At 73.1% G+C, this 16774-nt stretch carries 12 protein-coding genes and 1 pseudogene; 5 read left to right on the top strand and 8 right to left on the bottom strand.

What is annotated here, in order from left to right:
* Positions 1-46: 46 nt before the first annotated feature.
* Positions 47-1747 (bottom strand): FAD-binding oxidoreductase, encoded by a 1701-nt coding sequence (locus tag BLU27_RS03495; RefSeq protein WP_241827764.1) that lies wholly within the window; start codon positions 1745-1747, stop codon positions 47-49.
* A 58-nt stretch (positions 1748-1805) separates the two neighbouring features.
* On the opposite strand from BLU27_RS03495, the gene BLU27_RS03490 reads away from it, so the two are divergent.
* The 3 genes from BLU27_RS03490 (at position 1806) to BLU27_RS03480 (ending at position 5996) form a co-directional block, all read left to right on the top strand.
* Entirely contained in the window at positions 1806-3860 is a 2055-nt protein-coding gene (locus tag BLU27_RS03490) for a TRAP transporter permease (RefSeq protein WP_241827763.1), read from the top strand.
* Positions 3857-4885, top strand: a complete 1029-nt coding sequence (locus tag BLU27_RS03485; protein WP_092650495.1) for a TAXI family TRAP transporter solute-binding subunit — start codon at positions 3857-3859, stop codon at positions 4883-4885. The genes BLU27_RS03490 and BLU27_RS03485 overlap by 4 nt, the downstream gene beginning before the upstream one ends.
* A 97-nt stretch (positions 4886-4982) precedes the next feature.
* A complete protein-coding gene (locus BLU27_RS03480; RefSeq protein ID WP_197681659.1) occupies positions 4983-5996 on the top strand; it encodes a DUF5914 domain-containing protein in 1014 nt (337 codons plus the stop codon).
* Between the two features lie 173 nt (positions 5997-6169).
* On the opposite strand, the gene BLU27_RS03475 is transcribed toward BLU27_RS03480, so the two are convergent.
* From BLU27_RS03475 to BLU27_RS03465, 3 genes are read right to left on the bottom strand one after another with little or no spacing between them, the layout of a single operon-like run.
* Positions 6170-8542 carry an FAD-dependent oxidoreductase gene (locus BLU27_RS03475; RefSeq protein ID WP_092650493.1) on the bottom strand — a complete coding sequence of 791 codons (2373 nt, stop codon included), beginning with the start codon at positions 8540-8542 and terminating at the stop codon, positions 6170-6172.
* Positions 8539-9951, bottom strand: coding sequence for a cryptochrome/photolyase family protein (locus BLU27_RS03470; RefSeq protein ID WP_092650491.1), 1413 nt, complete (start codon positions 9949-9951; stop codon positions 8539-8541). Before BLU27_RS03470 ends, BLU27_RS03475 begins: the two co-directional genes overlap by 4 nt.
* Positions 9948-10847 (bottom strand): cobalamin-dependent protein, encoded by a 900-nt coding sequence (locus BLU27_RS03465; protein WP_092650489.1) that lies wholly within the window; start codon positions 10845-10847, stop codon positions 9948-9950. The genes BLU27_RS03470 and BLU27_RS03465 overlap by 4 nt, the downstream gene beginning before the upstream one ends.
* A gap of 65 nt (positions 10848-10912) precedes the next feature.
* Between BLU27_RS03465 and BLU27_RS03460 the strand changes: the two genes are divergently transcribed.
* Both BLU27_RS03460 and BLU27_RS30180 read left to right on the top strand, forming a co-directional pair.
* On the top strand, positions 10913-11320 hold the full coding sequence (locus BLU27_RS03460) for a lycopene cyclase domain-containing protein (RefSeq protein WP_241827762.1): 408 nt from the start codon (positions 10913-10915) through the stop codon (positions 11318-11320).
* Positions 11313-11534, top strand: a pseudogene (locus BLU27_RS30180) (lycopene cyclase domain-containing protein); the annotation flags it as partial. The gene BLU27_RS03460 and the pseudogene BLU27_RS30180, both read left to right, overlap by 8 nt.
* 43 nt (positions 11535-11577) lie before the next feature.
* On the opposite strand, the gene BLU27_RS03450 reads toward BLU27_RS30180, so the two are convergent.
* Genes BLU27_RS03450 through BLU27_RS03435 form a run of 4 tightly spaced genes read right to left on the bottom strand, consistent with a single transcriptional unit; the run spans position 11578 to position 16731 of the window.
* Positions 11578-12525: a phytoene/squalene synthase family protein gene (locus tag BLU27_RS03450; RefSeq protein WP_241827761.1), complete on the bottom strand. Its 948-nt coding sequence runs from the start codon at positions 12523-12525 to the stop codon at positions 11578-11580.
* Positions 12522-14117: a phytoene desaturase family protein gene (gene crtI / locus BLU27_RS03445; protein ID WP_092650485.1), complete on the bottom strand. Its 1596-nt coding sequence runs from the start codon at positions 14115-14117 to the stop codon at positions 12522-12524. Before crtI ends, BLU27_RS03450 begins: the two co-directional genes overlap by 4 nt.
* Positions 14114-15688: an SDR family oxidoreductase gene (locus BLU27_RS03440; protein WP_241827760.1), complete on the bottom strand. Its 1575-nt coding sequence runs from the start codon at positions 15686-15688 to the stop codon at positions 14114-14116. Before BLU27_RS03440 ends, crtI begins: the two co-directional genes overlap by 4 nt.
* On the bottom strand, positions 15673-16731 hold the full coding sequence (locus BLU27_RS03435; RefSeq protein WP_157728193.1) for a polyprenyl synthetase family protein: 1059 nt from the start codon (positions 16729-16731) through the stop codon (positions 15673-15675). Before BLU27_RS03435 ends, BLU27_RS03440 begins: the two co-directional genes overlap by 16 nt.
* Positions 16732-16774: the final 43 nt, after the last annotated feature.

Genomic DNA, 16774 nt, shown 5'->3' with positions numbered 1-16774 from the left:
GGCGTGAGTTGGGGTACGGCGGACGGCGTGCGGGCGCGCGGTGTGTCTACTCCTGCGGGCGTACGTCGCTCGGCCCGCGCGGCGGCTCGACCAGTACGCCCGGGTTGAGGATGCCCGCCGGGTCCAGGGCGGCCTTCACTGCTGCCAGCGCCCGCGCACCGACCGGGCCGATCTCGCCCTCGAGGTAGGGCAGGTGCGCGCGGCCGACAGCGTGGTGGTGGGTGATCGTGCCGCCGGCGGCCTGGATCGCCTCGCTCGCCGCAGCCTTGGCGGCCGCCCACTGCACGACCGCGTCGGCCGGGTCGGGCAGCCGGCGGGCGAGGACGGTGAAGTACAGCGACGCGCCGGTGGGGTAGACGTGCGACACGTGCGTGAACACCACGGGTGGGGTGCCGTGCCCGGCGAGGCTGGTGGCGAGCGCCGTACCCACCGCGTCGTACAGCCGGGGCAGCTTCGCCCAGTCGGTCGCGGTCTCCACCGTCTCCACCAGCGCGCCCGCGTCCAGGAGGACGTCCCGCTGGTGCGGGCCGGCGAACCGGTGCCGCCGCCACGCCTGCCCGGCACGGGTGCCGATCCGGACGGCGCCGTGCGCCCGGAGCACGGGGAGTACGCCCGACCGCGCGGCGCGGGTCGTGCCGGCCGCGCCCTCCCAGCCCAGCACGCAGATGGCCGGGGTGGTTCCGGCCCGGGCCCGGACGAACAACGCCAGTGCCCGGCCGGCCGCTCCCTGCGTGGCGAGCGTGGTCCGGGTCTCCTCCTCGTCGGACAGGCGTACGACGTCCGGCGGCCGGGGGCAGTCCTGCGCGAACGCCCGCACCGCCGCCAGCCCGCGTTCGAACGACGGGAACACCCACATCTCGTACCTGCGCTCGACCGGCGCCGGCCGCACCCGCAGGGTGACCTCGGTGACCACGCCGAACGCGCCCTCGGAGCCGACGAACATCGCCCGCAGGTCCGGGCCCGCGGCGTTCGGCGTCCCCGTGCCCGCCCGCACCTCACCGACCGGAGTGGCCAGCCGCAGCGTGACCACCAGTTCGTCCAGCCGGCCGTACCCGGTGGAGGCCTGGCCGGCCGAGCGGGTCGCGACGTACCCGCCCAGCGTCGCGCGGGCGAAGCTCTGCGGGACGTGGCCGAGGGTGAGGCCGTACGGCGCGAGCAGCGCCTCCGCGCGCGGTCCGGTGACGCCCGGCTGGAAGGTCGCCGTACGCGAGACCTCGTCGACGGCGACCAGCGCGTCCATCCGGGACAGGTCCAGCGTCACCACCGCGCGCCGCGGCTGCCCGCCCGGCGGGGTACCCCGGACCGGCTCGACCCCGCCGACCACGCTGGTTCCGCCGCCGTACGGCACGACCGCGAGCTCGTGCTCGCCCGCCACCGACAGCACCGCGGCCACCTCGGTGTGGCTGCCCGGCGACACCACCGCGTCGGGTACGGCGACCTCGTGCCCGGTGCGTCGGCGTACCAGGTCGAGGTAGGACTGCCCGCCCGCGTGCGCCAGCCGGGCAGGCGCATCCGTGTCGACGTGCGCCGCGCCGACGGCGGACCGCAGCGCGTCCGCCGCGGCCGGGGTCAGCGCGCTCGGCGGCACCTGTATGTCCGACACCGGCACCGCCGGGCTCGGGGTCAACCCACCTAGGCGGCGCACCAGCCACACTGGGACCTTGCTCGACGGCACCGCCGTGTCCTCGGGGTCCGCCCACCGGGCGAACGGCCGGGGACCGAGACCTGCATGCGCAAGCTCGTCCATGGGGAGAGCGTGACATATGGCAGACGGTGATCACTCGGCGTCGACCAGATCCCACACTGTGTCCGGCGACGCCGTTGCCACGTCGGCCCCGGAGGAGCAGCCCGACGTCGAGCGCATCATCGCCGAGCACGACGAGGAACGCCCGGCCCGCCGGCTGTCCGGCCGCGTCGCGCTCGTGGTCACCGTGGTGTGCGCGGTGGTCAGCGTGTTCGTGTTGTACGTCGTGTTCTTCCCGCTGGCCCGGGGTACGCAGTACTACCTCGTCCTCTTCCTCGCCGCGATCCTGCCGCTGACGTTCGTGTCGTACCGCCCGAGGCCGAAGCCACCGTCCGGCTCGGACGGCGACCGGCCGGACAACCCCGGAGTGCTCGACTGGGCGCTCGCGGTCCTCTCCCTGGCCGTCACGCTCTACCCGTTGCTGGACTTCGACGGCTTCCTCGAACGCCGCCAGGTGCCCACCACCCTCGACCTGGTCGCCGGGCTGCTGCTCACCCTGCTGGTGCTGGAGGCGTGCCGGCGGACGACCGGATGGTGGCTGCCGGCGATCTGCCTGGCGTTCTTCGCCTACGCCTACTACGGCGGCTACCTCCCCGCCGACTGGTCGCTGGCCCACGTGGGCTTCAACATCGACGAGATCGTGCCGCAGCTCTACATGGGGACCAGCGGCTTCTTCGGCACGCCGCTCAACGTGGCCGCGACCTACATCGTGCTGTTCACCATCTACGGCGCGGTGCTGGACATGTCGGGGGCGGGGAAGTTCTTCATCGACCTGTCGTTCGCGGCGTTCCAGGGCCGGAAGGGACGGCAGTCACCGAACGCACCGGGTCGCACGGTCACGCTCGCGGGCTTCCTGCTCGGCACCGTGTCCGGCTCGGGCACCGCGACCGCGGTCAGCCTCGGCTCGGTGTCGTGGCCGATCCTGCGCCGGGCGGGCTACGGGCGCGAACAGGGCGGCGGAGTGCTGGCGGCGGCCGGCATCGGGGCGATCCTGTCCCCGCCGACGCTCGGCGCCGCGGCGTTCATCATCGCCGAACTCCTGCGCACCAGCTATCTCACCGTGTTGGTGTACGCGATCGTCCCCACGCTGCTCTACTACGTCGGCATCATCCTGGCGATCGAGATCGATGCCCGCCGCCACGGAGCCCGCCCGGTCGACATCCCGGCCGGGTCGGCGGGCAAGCTGCTGTCGCGGTTCGGCTACCACTTCGCGTCGCTGTTCCTCATCGTGGCGTTCATGGCGGCCGACATCCCGCCGTTCCGCGCGGTGGTGTACGCCACGATCCTGCAGTTCCTGTTCTCGTTCCTCGACCCCGCGCACCGGATGGGCCCGCGGCGGCTGCTGGAGGCGCTGGCCGCCGGAACCCGCAGCGTGCTTGCGGTGGCGGCGGTGTGCACGGCGGCCGGCATCATCGTCGCGGTCGTCACCCTCACCGGGTTGGGCCTCAACCTGGCCGGGATCATCATCGACGCGGCACAGGTCGTCGGCGACCACCCGACGCTGGTGCTGGTGCTGACGGCGGTGTTCGCCGCCGTCGCGGTGGCGGTGCTCGGCCTCGCCGTACCCGTCACCGCGTCGTTCATCATCGCGTCGGTCATCATCACCCCGGCGCTGGTCGAGCTGGGCGTGAGCCGGCCCGAGGCGTACATGTTCGTCTTCTACTACGCCGTGCTGTCCGAGGTCAGCCCGCCGACGGCACTGGCCGCCGTGGCCGCCGCCGCGATCACCGGCGGCAACCCGATCCGGACGATGTGGGCCACCTGGCGGTACGCACTGCCGGCGTTCCTCGTGCCGTTCGCGTTCGTGCTCACCGACAACGGCTCGGCCCTGCTGGCACAGGGACCTCTGCCCGGCATCCTCGCGGCGACCGGCGTGTCGGTGCTCGCCGTCGCGGCACTCGCCGCGGCCACCGGCGGCTGGATCGTCGGACCGGCCAACGCGCCGGAACGGGTCCTTGCCTTCGCCGCCGCGCTCCTGCTTCTCTACCTGGAACCGCTCACCGCCGGGATCGGCGGCGCGCTCATCTGCGTCGCCGTCGTCCTCCATCTGCTCCGGCGCCGCCTGCGTGGCAGGCCTGACGCGCCGGTGCCGGACACGCAAGGGAGCACCACATGACCGGGTCCACCCGCTGGTCCACACATCTGCCCGTCCGGATCGCGGTGGCGTTGCTCGCGGGCGTGCTCGCGTTGGCCGGCTGCGGCGGCAAGCGCAACGACGCCGGCAGCGACGACGCCGGCAGCGGGAGCGGCGGCAAGAGCTCCGGCGGCCGCCTCACCATCGCCACCGGCAACACCACCGGCGTCTACTACCAGCTCGGCGGCGGCCTGGCCCGGCTGATCGGCCGCGACATCGACGGCTACCGCGCCACCGCCAGCGAGACCGGCGCGTCGGTGCAGAACATCCAGGGCATCGTGGCCGGCACCTACGACGTCGCGTTCTCCCTCGCCGACACCGCCGACGACGCGGTGGAGGGCAAGGGGGCCTTCGAGAGCAAGCAGCCGATCGAGGCGCTGACCCGGCTCTACCCCAACTACACCCACGTTCTGGTACGCGCGGACTCGGGGATCGACTCGATCGCGGACATGAAGGGCAAGCGCATCTCCACCGGTTCACCGAACTCCGGCACCGAGGTGATCGCGCAGCGCCTGCTCGAGGCCACCGGACTCGACCCCGCCAAGGACGTGAAGGCGCAGCGGCTCGGCCTGCCGGAGACCCAGGACGGCATGAAGGACGGCACGGTGGACGGGATGTTCTGGTCCGGTGGACTGCCCACCGGCGGCATCACCGACCTCACCACCTCGATGCGGGGCAAGGTGAAGTTCCTCGACCTGTCCGCGGAGTTGCCGAAGCTGCAGCAGGAGTACGGCAAGATCTACGAGGCCGGGACGCTGCCGAAGGCGACGTACGACCAGGCCGTGGACGTGTCCACCATCGTCGTACCCAACGTGCTGGTGGTGAAGAAGGGCTTCGACCCCGACCTCGCGGGCAAGCTGGTCAAGCTGGTGTTCGACCGCAAGGCGGAGTTGGCGAAGGTCAACCCGGCCGCGAACGACATCTCGCTGGACACCGCCCGCAGGACCGACCCGATCCCACTGAACTCCGGCGCGGACAAGGCCCTGAGCGATCTCGGTGCGAAGTAGGGAACTCGGCGCGAAGCAGGGCAGGCCGGCCGGCCCCGGGGCCCGCGAGCAGCTAGCGTGGAGGCGGTAACACGCGCGACGCGGGCGAGGTGGGCAGATGGCCGGGCGGTTGAGCGAACGGGTCGCGGGCAAGATCCCGTTGCGGCGGATGGCGGCGACCAGGTGGGCGGAGCAGACGCCGACCTGGGAGGGCGCCCGCCCCGGACTGATCGAGGCTGCCCTCAAGCGCGCTGAGGCACGGCCGTCCGGCAACTGGTTCGTCCTCGCGAGCAGTGCGGAGGTCCGTGCCGACAAACCGTTCGGGCGCACGGTCGCAGGGGTCGAGCTGGTTGCCTGGCGTACTCCGGACGGTGCGCCGCACGCAGGCCCAGGCGCCTGCCCGCACCTCGGCGCGCCGCTGTGTCAAGCCGCTGTTGACGCAGGCAAGCTGATCTGTCGCTGGCACGGACTCGGTCTCGGCGCGCAGGGTTTTCCCGGCTGGGATCCCTACCCCGTTCACGACGACGGCGTGCTGTGCTGGGTCCGGTTGGACGGCCCGGGCGGGGAGGAGCCACTGCCCGCGCCGGTGCTGCCCGCGCGGCCGGACGTCCCGGTGAGCATCGACGCGGTGACCACCATGGTCGGCCGGTGTGAACCCGCCGACGTCGTGGCCAACCGGCTCGACCCGTGGCACGGCGCGTGGTTCCACCCGTACTCCTTCGCACATCTGAAGGTGCTGGACGCCCCGCGTGATCCCGCGCCCGAGGACGACAACCTCGTGGTGGAGGTGACCTTCCGGGTCGCCGGCCGGGTCGGCGTGCCGGTGCGGGTGGCGTTCAGCTGTCCCGAGCCGCGCACCGTCGTCATGCACATCCTCGACGGCGAGGGCGCGACCAGCGCCGTGGAGACCCACGCCACCCCGCTCGGACCCGACGAACAGGGCCGGCCGCTGACCGCGGTGATCGAGGCGACGATCGCCTACTCGGGGCGGCCCGGCTTCGCCCTGGCCAGGCGGGTCGCACCGGCGGTGCGACCGCTCATGCGGGTCGCCGCGCGCCGGCTGTGGAAGGACGACCTGGCCTACGCCGAACGCCGGTACGAGCTGCGCAGCACAGGCCGATTCCCCGGCTGAGGGCCGCCGTTCGAGCCATGGTCCGGCGCTGGCGCGAGAAGCCGCCCTCGGGCCGCTGCTCAGCCATGAGAGCATGCTGGCACGTCGACGTCGCGCTCGGTCCCGACGGCGCGCTCGTGACCCTTGTGCACGCCGGCCTTCGTCCGGCTCAGCCTCTCGCCTGACGCCAGACCCTAGGACGTCCGGGCGTACCGGCGGGACAGCGCCCGCAGCGCCCGCCACCGGCCGGCGTTCGGGACACTCCACACCGGATGCGTCGGGCGGCCCCATCGGGCGAGCAGGTGGTTGGCCGCGAGCAGGCCGCTGGTGGCTGCGCGTTCCATCAACGCCACCGGGGCGTCCACCCGCACCAGGTCGCCGGCGACCACGACGGCCGGGTCCGGAGTGGTGACCGTGGGCCGCCGGTCGAACCCGCCGGGCGGGAAGAGCGGGCAGTCCGCACGGAACTCGTGACGTTCGTCCACCACGGTCGCGTCGGCGGTCTCCGGGAACACCCGGTGCAGCTGGCCGAGCAGTTCGTGGCGCAGCTTGTCCGGGTCGGTGCCCTCGGGCACGGCGTAAGCGTGCAGCTCGACCACCGAGCCGCCGGTGCGCCCCGCCCAGTCCCGGGCCTCGTCCTCGTACCTGTCCAGCACGCTCACGTTGTCCAGCGGACCGTATCCCGCCGTACCGGCGAACGCCGGCCGGTCGGCTCGCACCGGCTCCGACAGCCACAACCGGGAGACGAGGAACGCCGGCGCGCTCGGCAGTCCGGCGAGCTGGTCCCGCCACTCGGGAGTGCCGAGCGCCGAGGACCCGGTGACCAGGGACCGCAGACCGGGCACGTCGGCGGCAAGCACCACGCCGTCCACGTCGTAGAGCGCCGAGTCGGTGTGCACGAGGTGCGTACGGCCACCCCCGCCGGCAGCACTCGGCTCGACCGATCGCACCGGGGTGTCAAGTTCCACTTGCGCACGGCGGTCGTAGAGGTACGCCGCGAGCGGGTTCCACAACGCCCGCGGGAACGGCGCCGACGGCACGTCGAACAGCAGCCCCTCGCTGGAGCCGAGGAAGTACAGGTGGAACATCGTCACCAGCTCGGCCGCGGACAGGTCGCGCGGGTCGGCGAAGAAGCTCCGGGAGAACACCGAGAAGGCCAGGTCGCGCGCCGCCGCCGGGAATCCGATGCGGTTCAGGAAGGTGAGCGCGTCCACGTCGTCCAGCCGGTGGTAGACGTCGGGCACCGACACGTCAACCATCGGCAGCGCGGCCCGCGGCTTCAGCCGGAGGAAGTCGCGGGCGGCGAACGTCGGGCTGGTCGCGGCGAAGACGGCGGCATTCAGCGGGGGCGTCCTCGGCACCCGGGTGAACGTGTCCCGTACACCGTCTGCGTGCAGCAGGGGATAGTCGCGCAGCGGGACGAGTGAGCCGAGTCCGGGGTCGACCCGCTCGATCAGGGCGCGCAGGTTGTAGTACTGCCGGAAGAAGGCGTGGAAGCCGCGGGTCATGGTGACCTCGCTGCCGTCGTTCAGCCGGGTGGGCCAGCCGGCCAACCGCCCGCCGAGCTGTGGCTCGCGTTCGAACAGGACGACCCGGACGCCGCGTTCGGCCAGCGCGACCGCGGCGCTCACCCCGGCGATGCCGCCGCCGACGACGGCGACCCGCGGACTGTCCGGCGGTCGCGGCACCAGGTGCACCGTGGGGACGGGGAGCAGTGTCACCCGGCGGTCCCGTCCCGGCGGTCGCGGCGGCCCCGCTCCGTCGTCGCTCACGTTCACCAGTTCGCCGACGTGCTCGCCGTCCTCCTCGCCGGCACGCTCGGCGACCGCGCCGGTGGCGGGCCGGCTGGCCAGGAACGTGTGCACGATCCCGCGCTGCCAGCCCGTCATCGGGGCCACCCGCACCCGGGTGAACCCCGCCGCCCGCAGCCGCGCGGACAGCTGCTCGACACTGTCGAAGTGCAGCACGCTGTGCCGCAGGTGTTCGTACAACGCGGGGTGACCGGACACCGCCCGCCCCATCGGCACGATGATCGACGCGCACACCGCCCGCCAGACGGCGCGGCTGAGCGCGGAGCCGGCGACGGAGTACTCGTGCACGGCGAGCGTGCCGCCCGGGCGCAGCAGGCCGAGCACCTCGCGCAGCAGGGTGTCGGGATCGTCGAGATTACGCACGAGATAGGCGGCCAGCACCCCGTCGAACGGGCCGTTCTCACCGGCCGCGGCCAGCCCGGCCGTGAGGTCCGACGCGTCCGCGTGCACGAACGTCACCCCGGCCGGCCAGGGCTTGCGGCGCGCCTGTGCCAGCATCCCGGCCGACCCGTCGACGGCGACGACCCGAGCGCGCGGTGCGACCCGCAGCAGCGCGGCGGTGGACGCACCGGTGCCGCACCCGAGGTCGAGCAGCCCTAGCCCCGACCCGTCGCCGGAGGGCGGCACCAGCCGGCGCGCCGACCTGCGCAGGTGCGCGTGGTAGCCGGGGTTGGATCCGACCAGGAGATCGTAGGTGTCGGCGGCTTCGTCGAAGCCCTCCACCACCTGCGACGGGCGCAGCAGCCGGTCGGTCACGTGGGTCCCTTCCGTCCGCGCCGGGGCACGGGGTCGATCAACGGTGGCGGGTAGTCCAGGCTACGGCGTACGTCGCCGGGCAGCCGCCACGGTTGGTGAACCGCGCCGCCCTCGATCGAGGCCAGCTCGGGGACGTGCCGGCGGACGTACTCCCCGTCGGTGTCGAAGCGCTCGGCCTGGCGGAGCGGGCTGAGCACCCGGTTGGGCCTGGTGTCGTTGCCGGTGCCGGCGACCCACTGCCAGTTGCCGAAGTTGTTGGCGACGTCGCCGTCGACCAGCCAGTGCATGAAGTGCGCGGCACCCACCCGCCAGTCGACCCCGAGTTGCTTGGTCAGGAACGACGCCACCAGCATCCGGGCGCGGTTGTGCATCCAGCCCTCGGCCAGCAGCTGCCGCATGCCGGCGTCCACGAGCGGTACGCCGGTGTGCCCGGTGCGCCACGCCTCCACCGCGTCCTCGGTGTCGGCGGCCCACTCCCGGCCCCGATTGTGCAGGTCGTCGGTGGAGATGCGCGGGAACGCCGCGGCCACCTGGTGGTAGAAGTCCCGCCAGCACAGCTGCCGTACGACGTCGTCGGCCCTGCCGCGCAGCCGGTTGGCCACCCCGAGCGGCGACAGGCAACCGAAGTGGAAGTACGGGCTGAGCCGGGTGGTCTGGTCGCCGGCCAGGTCGTCCCGGTCGAGTTCGCCGCCGTCACCGGGCAGCCTGCGCAGGTACGCGTCCAGCACCGCCCGGCCGGCGCTCTCACCACCCTTCGGCAGCCGCGGTGACGTCTCGCCGAACACCAGGTCGGAACGGACGGGCAGGTCGCCGGGTGCGATCCCGTCCGGAAGCTCCACCCTGACGGGCGCGCGGTCGGGGGTACGCCAGGTGGCCGAGTCCCAGGCCCGCCAGTACGGCGTGAAGACCTGGTACGACGCACCCGACGCAGGCCGGAGCTCACCCGGCGGGACCACGGTGACGCCCGGGAACAACCGCAGGTCCACGCCCGCGCGCCCGCACTCCCGGGCCAGCCGGTCCTGTCTGGCCTGGGCGTACGCGGTGACGTCGGCGCTCACGGCCACCCGGTCCGCGCCGGCCTGCTTCGCCACCCGCAGCGTCTCCGTCACCGGGTCGCCGGACCGGACCACCAGGTCACCGCCGCGTTGGCGCAGGCTGTCCCGCAGGTCGGCCAGCGCCTCGCCCAGGAACGCGCCCCGGTTGGGCGAGGCGTACCGGCCCCGCACGATCCGGTCGTCCACGACGAACAGCGGCACCACCCGCGCCGACCCCCGGCACGCCGCGGCCAGCGCCGGGTGGTCGCGGACCCGCAGGTCACGGGTGAACAGCACCACCGTGGTGTGGTCCCCGGCGGTCCCCGTGGCGGGGGTGCCGGGGGCTCCCGTGGCGGGGACCTCGGCGTTGCTCAAGGAGTCAGTCCTTCCAGCAGGTCGGCGAACCCGCCCGCGTCGGCGGCCCAGCCGTCCGCGCCGAGGTCGGACGCCTGGTCGGCGGAGACCACCGCCGGGCCGCCGACGTAGATCGGCAGGTCGGGCCGCTCCGCGCGGACGGCACCGACGGTTCGGCGTACGGCGGCCAGGTGCTGGTCGGCGCCGGCGCTCAGCCCGAGCGCGAGCGGCCGCGGTGTCCTGCCGACCGCCTCGACCACCGACCGGACAGGCGTGTCGGCGCCGAGGTCGACCAGCGCGTACCCCTCCCCTCGCAGCACGTCGGCGACCATCGCGGTGGGGAGGCTGTGCGGGTCGCCGGCGACCGCGGCGAGTACGACGGTGCCGCGGGGGCGTCCCCGGCGGGCGAAGAGCGGGCCGAGCCGCCCGACCAGGCGCAGGGCGACGGTACTGGCTCTGTGTTCCTCGGCCACCGTGTGCCGGCCCTCCTCCCAGCCGTCGCCGAGGGCCCGCATCGCCGGGGCGAGCACACCGAGGATCACTTCCTTCGGCGCGACGCCGGACACCAGTGCGGACTCCACCACCGACCAGGCACCCGCCTCGTCGCCCTCGAGCATGCGTTCGCCGAGCCGGGTGCGGTAGGCCTCCGGCCGCCAGTCGCCGCGCCGGGCGGGCGGTGCGGCAGTACGCTGCGCGACGAACCTGTCCACATCGGCCGGATCAACCCACCAGCGGCCGCCGCGGTGGGCAGCGGGCAGCCGGCCGAGGCGGACGTAGCGGTAGGCCGTCATGTAGTGCACGCCCAGCCGCCGAGCCACCTCGGCGAGGTCGAGAGGGTGTCCCGAACGCACCGATTCCGCCGGGTCGGCGGGATCGTCTTCGCGGTCGCGGCCCCCGGAACCCTGGGTGCCGTTCATCTCGTTACTACCCTCGCAGGTGGTCTGTCCGCGCGTACGCCCGGCCGGACCCGAGGGGCGTTCCCGTGTCGCGCCGAGTGCTGAGGAGTCCGCAGATCGACAGGTTCCAGTACCTCCTGCTGATGGCGGCGTGCCTGGTGTTGACCCTGCCGTTGGAGTTCGTGTTCCGTGCCCGGGTCTACCGTCGCCCGAGCCGGCTGGTGCGCACGCTCGTCCCGGTGCTGGTGGTGTTCCTCGCCTGGGACGCGGTGGCGGTCGCTCGCGGCCACTGGCACTTCAGCGACCGCTACACCACTGGATGGCTGCTTCCGCTGAACATCCCGGTGGAGGAGTTCGCGTTCTTCCTGGCGATCCCGATCTGTGCACTGCTGACGTACGAGTCGGTGAGCACCATGCTCGGCTACCTCGCCGACCGCCGCCGCGTGCGGCGCGACCCGCGGTCCGGCGAGCCGCAGGGAGCCGAGCATGCCTGAGTACACCCTGGCCGCGGTGGTGTCGGTGGGCCTCGTCGTGGCGTTGGAGCTGGCCTGGCTGCGCACCGGGATGTTCCGCCGTCCGGCGTACTGGATCACCGCCGTGATCGTGTTCGGCTTCCAGATCCCGGTGGACGGCTGGCTCACCAAGCTCAGCGCACCGATCGTGTTGTACGCCGAGAGCCACGCCAGCGGCATTCGGATGCCGTGGGACATCCCGGTGGAGGACTTCGCGTTCGGCTTCAGCCTCATGACGCTCACGTTGCTGCTGTGGGATCGGCTGGGCTCCCGGGAGCGCGGCCAGGGCCATGACCAGAGCGGTGGCCGGGAGCGCGACCGAGCATCGACCGCGCAGCAACCGCCAGCTTCCGGCGGCCGGGCACCCGCGCGCGAGCGGTGAACACGTCGTAGTCGGCGGCCTCGATGCGTTCCAGGATCTGGCTGTACAGCACCCGCGCGGTGTGCACACAGCGCGCCGAACGCCCTGCCAGCATGGGGATTCCGGTGTCGGCGGCGGCGTAGATCTCCCGGTTGCGGGCGATCTCGAACCTCATCAGCGCCCGCCACTCCGGCGTGACCGTGCGGGCCTGCGGGTCGGCGCCGAACCGCCACAGATCCTCCTGCGGCAGGTAGACCCGGCCGCGCTCGAGGTCCTCGCCGACGTCGCGCAGGAAGTTGGTGAGCTGGAACGCCACCCCGAGGTCGCGGGCCGGGCGCAAGGCAGCCTTGTCACGAGGACGCAGCACCGGCAGCATCATCTCGCCGATCACCGCGGCCGAACCATCCATGTAGTCCATCAGGTCGGCCCAGGTGTCGTACTTCGCGGTGTCCAGGTCCATCGACATCGACCGCATGAACCTGGTGAAGCAGTCCGGATCGATGTGCAGGGTGTGTGCGGTGTGCACGACGGCGGCGAGTACGGGATGGTCGGAGTACCCGGCGGCGAGGTCGGCGTCGAACCTCCGGCCGAACTCCGCGAGGGCCGCCCGGGTCTGCGCCAGGTCGCGCTCGCCGGCCTCGTCCACGATGTCGTCGGCGACGCGGCAGAACGCGTACACCGCGTGCACGTGCCGGCGTTGCTCGGCGTCGAGCAGCCGGGCCGCCATCGAGTACGTCTTGCCATGAGCGCGGGCGATCTTGCGGCACAGGTCGTACGACCGCTCGAGTTCCGGTGTCAACCCGCTCTTGCCGGGGCCCCCGCTCACAACTCCTCCACGCGTTCGGCGGCCAACCGGCCGGAGACGAGCACCATGGGAACGCCGACTCCCGGGACGGTTCCGCTGCCGACGAAGACCAGGCCGCGCATCCGGCGGTCGACGTTCGGCGGCCGGAACGGCCCGGACTGGAAGAACGTGTGGGCCAACGCGAACGGTGTGCCCCTGGCCATCCCCTGGTGGGCCCAGTCGGTCGGGTCGACGGTCTCCTCGACCACCACGTCGCTCGGGTAGCCCCACTTCTCGACGAGGCCGGCCAGCCGGTCGCGGGTGGCGCGGCGTTCGACCGTCCAGTCGACCTTGCCGGAGAGGTTCGGCACCGGCTCCAGGACGTACAGCACCGAGGAACCGTCCGGTGCCAGGCCCGGGTCGGTCAACGTGGGCACGGTGACCAGCACGGACGGGTCGGGCATCCGCCGTCCGTCGCGAAGCAGGGTACGGAACGACGACGACCACTCCTTGCCGAAGTGGATGTTGTGGTGGGTCGCCTCCGGCGGCGGCAGGCCGCGCACCCCGACGTGCCACACGAACGCCGACGGCGAGTAGCGGCCCTTGCGCGCGGCGACGGGTGCCGCGAGCTCGGGCAGCAGGGTGCGGTAGGCCGTCGGCAGGTCGGCGTTGACGACCACCGCGTCGGCGGGGATCTCGGTGCCGTCGGCGAGTCGTACGCCGCGCACCTGCGCGGCGCGCCCGGAGCCCACCGACCCGGGCACCGCGCCGTCGTGCAGCACGCGTTCGACCCGGGCGTCGTGGACGAACGTGGCGCCGGCCTTCTGTGCGGCGGCAGCCATCGCCGCCGGCACCGCGCCGATGCCGCCCTCGGGGAAGTACACCCCGCGTACGGAGTCCATGTAGGTGATCACCGCGAACACGGCGAGAGCCTGCTGGGGTGCGAGCCCGGCGTACATCGCCTGGAAACTGAACAGCCGCACCAGTCGCTCGTCGGTGAAGTACCGCCGGATCGCGCTCTCCAGCCGTCGCAGCGCGCCCAGCCGGAACAGCCCGAGCGCCGGCGCAAGGGGCCGGGCGAGGTCCCAGAAGTGGTCGTAGTTGCGGTCGATGAACGCCGGCATCTCCAACTGGTACAGCGATTCCAGCCAGTCGCACATGCGGACGAAGCCGGCCTCCTCGGCCGGTCCGCACTTCTCCCGGATCTCGGCCGCCATCGCCTCCCGGCCGTGCCGGAGCGCGATGGTCGATCCGTCGGCGAAGTTCGCGCGGTACGACGGGTCGAGCGGGCGCAGCGTCAGCAGGTCGGCCATCGGCGTTCCGGCCGCGGCGAAGGTCGCCTCCAGCAGGTCCGGCATGGTGAGCACCGTCGGCCCGGTGTCGAACGTGAAGCCGTCGGACACGATCCGACCGGCCCGGCCACCAGGCCGCGCGGCCTGTTCGACGACGGTGACCTGGTGGCCCGCACCGGCGAGGTGACAGGCGGCAGACAACCCGCCCAGGCCGGCGCCGACGACGACCACCCGGCGTCTCGGGCGGGTGCCGGACAGGCCGGTGCCGTTGCCGTCGGCGGTGTCGTTGCCGGTGCCGGAGCGGCCGGACCTGCCGCCGGAGCGGGAGCCGGTCGGGCTCATCGGTGGTCTCCTTCGTCTCGCCGTGCGGCTACCTCCCGGCGCCACTGCTCGTGCTTGCGCAGCGGACGCGGCCGACCGCGTTCGGCGGCCTGGACGATGTTGGCGATCATTGTCCCGAAGACCTGGCCGTGGAAGGGCATGATGCCCCACCAGTACGCCTGACCGAGCAGTCCGCGCGGATGGAACAACGCGCGCTGCACGAGGGTCACCTCGTCGTCGCCCTCGTCCTCCTCCAGGCGGAACTCCAGCCAGGCAAGGCCGGGCAGCCGCATCTCCGCGCGCAGTCGAAGCAGCCGGCCGGGTTCGCGGGCCTCCACCCGCCACCAGTCCAGGGCGTCACCGACCTGAAGCCTGTTCGGGTCGCGGCGCCCGCGCCGCAGTCCCACACCGCCGACGGCGCGGTCCATCAGCCCGCGTATCCGCCAGGGCATGTTGACGGAGTACCACCCGCGCTCGCCGCCGATCCCCTCGATCACCGACCACAGTGTGTCCCGCGACGCGTGCACCCGGCGCCGGCGCTCGTCGACGTACAGGCTGCCGCCGGCCCAGTCCGGGTCGGTGGGCAGCGGGTCGCTGGGCGCGCCCGGCACCGACGCCGACGACCACCGGGTCGTCACGTTGGCCTCCCGGATCCGTTGCAGCGCAAGGGAAACGGACTCGTCGAACCCGAGCCGGCCAGCGGGTGGTTCGCCGATGAGGTCGGCGACGTCGTTCTCGCGGCACACCACCTCGTACCGCAGCGACTCCACCAGCGGCTTGGCGATCCCGCTCGGCACCGGCGTCACCAGGCCGACCCAGTGGCTGGACAGCCGCGGCGTGAGCACCGGCACCGGGACGATCACCCGCCGGGGCAGCCCGGCCACGGCGGCGAACCGCTTCATCATCTGCTCGTACGTGAGGACGTCGGTGCCGCCGATGTCGAACGTGCGGTTGACGTCCGGCGCCAGCCTCGGCGTCTCGGCGAGATACCAGAGCACGTCCCGGATCGCGATCGGCTGGATCCGCGTACGCACCCACGACGGCGCCACCATCGCCGGCAACCGCTCGGTGAGGTAGCGCAGCATCTCGAACGACACCGAGCCCGACCCGATGATCACCGCCGCCTGCATCACCGCGGCCGGAACCGAGGAGTCCAGGAAGATGCGCCCGACCTCCTCCCGCGAGCGCAGGTGCGGCGACAGGTCGGTTGCGGGGCGGCCGTTCTCGTCCAGGGGAGTGATGCCGCCGAGATAGACGATCCGGCCCGCCCGCGCCCGCTCGGCGGCCCGGGCGAACTCGGTGGCGGTGCCGCGGTCGCGCTCCTCGAACTTCGCCGACGTGCCCATCGCGTGGATGAGGTAGTACGCCACGGACACGCCGTCGAGGGCCCGGGACAGTACGTCGGGGTCGCCGGCGTCGCCCTCCACGGCCTCGACGTCGGCGAACCAGGTGCGCTCGCGGATCCGGTCGACCGACCGGGTGAGCACGCGGACCCGGTGTCCGCGCTGGAGGATTTCGGGGACCAGCCGTCCGCCGACGTACCCGGTGACGCCGGTGACCAGGGCCGGTGCGTCGTTCATCGCTGCCGCCACGCGGCCTCCTCGGCGAGCGCGCGCAGGGCGGGCACCGCCCTCGGGTGGACCGGCCCCCGCTCCAGGGCCAGCAGTGCGCGGTCGACGGCCAGCTTGACCTGCTGCTCGACCTCGACATCGGCGCCGGTTCGGCGGAGTACGGCGGTCAGCGCGGCGACCTCGTCGTCGTCCAGGTCGGGGTCGCCCACGCGGTCCAGCAACCGGCGGTCGGTGGGCCCGGCGCGTTCGGCGGCTACCGCCAGCAGCAGGGTCGGCCGGCCCTCCCGCAGATCCTCACCGACCGGTTTTCCGGTGGCGGCGCTGTCGCCGAACGCGCCGAGCAGGTCGTCCCGCAGCTGGAACGCGACGCCGAGCGGACCTCCGTACTCGGCGTACGCCGCCATGAGCGACCTCGATCCACCCGCGAGGCAGGCCCCGAGCTGCAGCGGACGGACGACTGTGTAGCGACCGGACTTCAGGGTCGCGACGGACGTGGCGTAGTCGGCGTCGCGTTCGCCGGTTGCGCTGCCCAGCATGTCCAGGTGCTGCCCGACCACGAGTTCGGTACACATCTGGTGCCAGGTCCGCGCGGCCGAATCGGGCAGGCCGGCGGCGATCCGGTGGGCCAGCGTGAACGCGAGGTCGCCGACCAGCACCGCCAGGCCCGCGCCGAACCGCCGCGGGTCGCCGCGCCAGCCGTGGCAGGAGTGCCGGGCGAGCAGGGTGGCGTGCAGCGCGGGTGCGCCGCGCCGTGAGGATGAGCCGTCCATCACGTCGTCGTGGACGAGCGCGAACGTGTGCAGGAGTTCGAGGGCGGCGGCGGCGCGGACTGCCGTGTCGCCCGGTGGCGTACCGTCCACGCCCACGAAACCCCAGTGGCAGAACGCCGGCCGCAACCGCTTGCCGCCGGTAAGGCTGGCACACAGGTCGGCGAGCAGCTCGCCCAGCCGGTCACCTGCCCGGTCGGTCAACCGTACGGCGAGCCCGTCCGTCCACGGCGTCGCCTCGGCGGCAAGCAGGTCCCGCAGGTAGGCGTCGACCGCGCGGTCGAAGTCGTCGGTCAAACGGCCCGGACGTACTTCGATCCCTGCCCGGCCGGGCTCGGCC

This window comes from Actinopolymorpha singaporensis, assembly GCF_900104745.1.
Classification (GTDB): domain Bacteria; phylum Actinomycetota; class Actinomycetes; order Propionibacteriales; family Actinopolymorphaceae; genus Actinopolymorpha; species Actinopolymorpha singaporensis.
The sequence above is the reverse complement of the archived record's forward strand: the minus strand, read 5'-3'. Positions and strand labels throughout refer to the sequence as shown.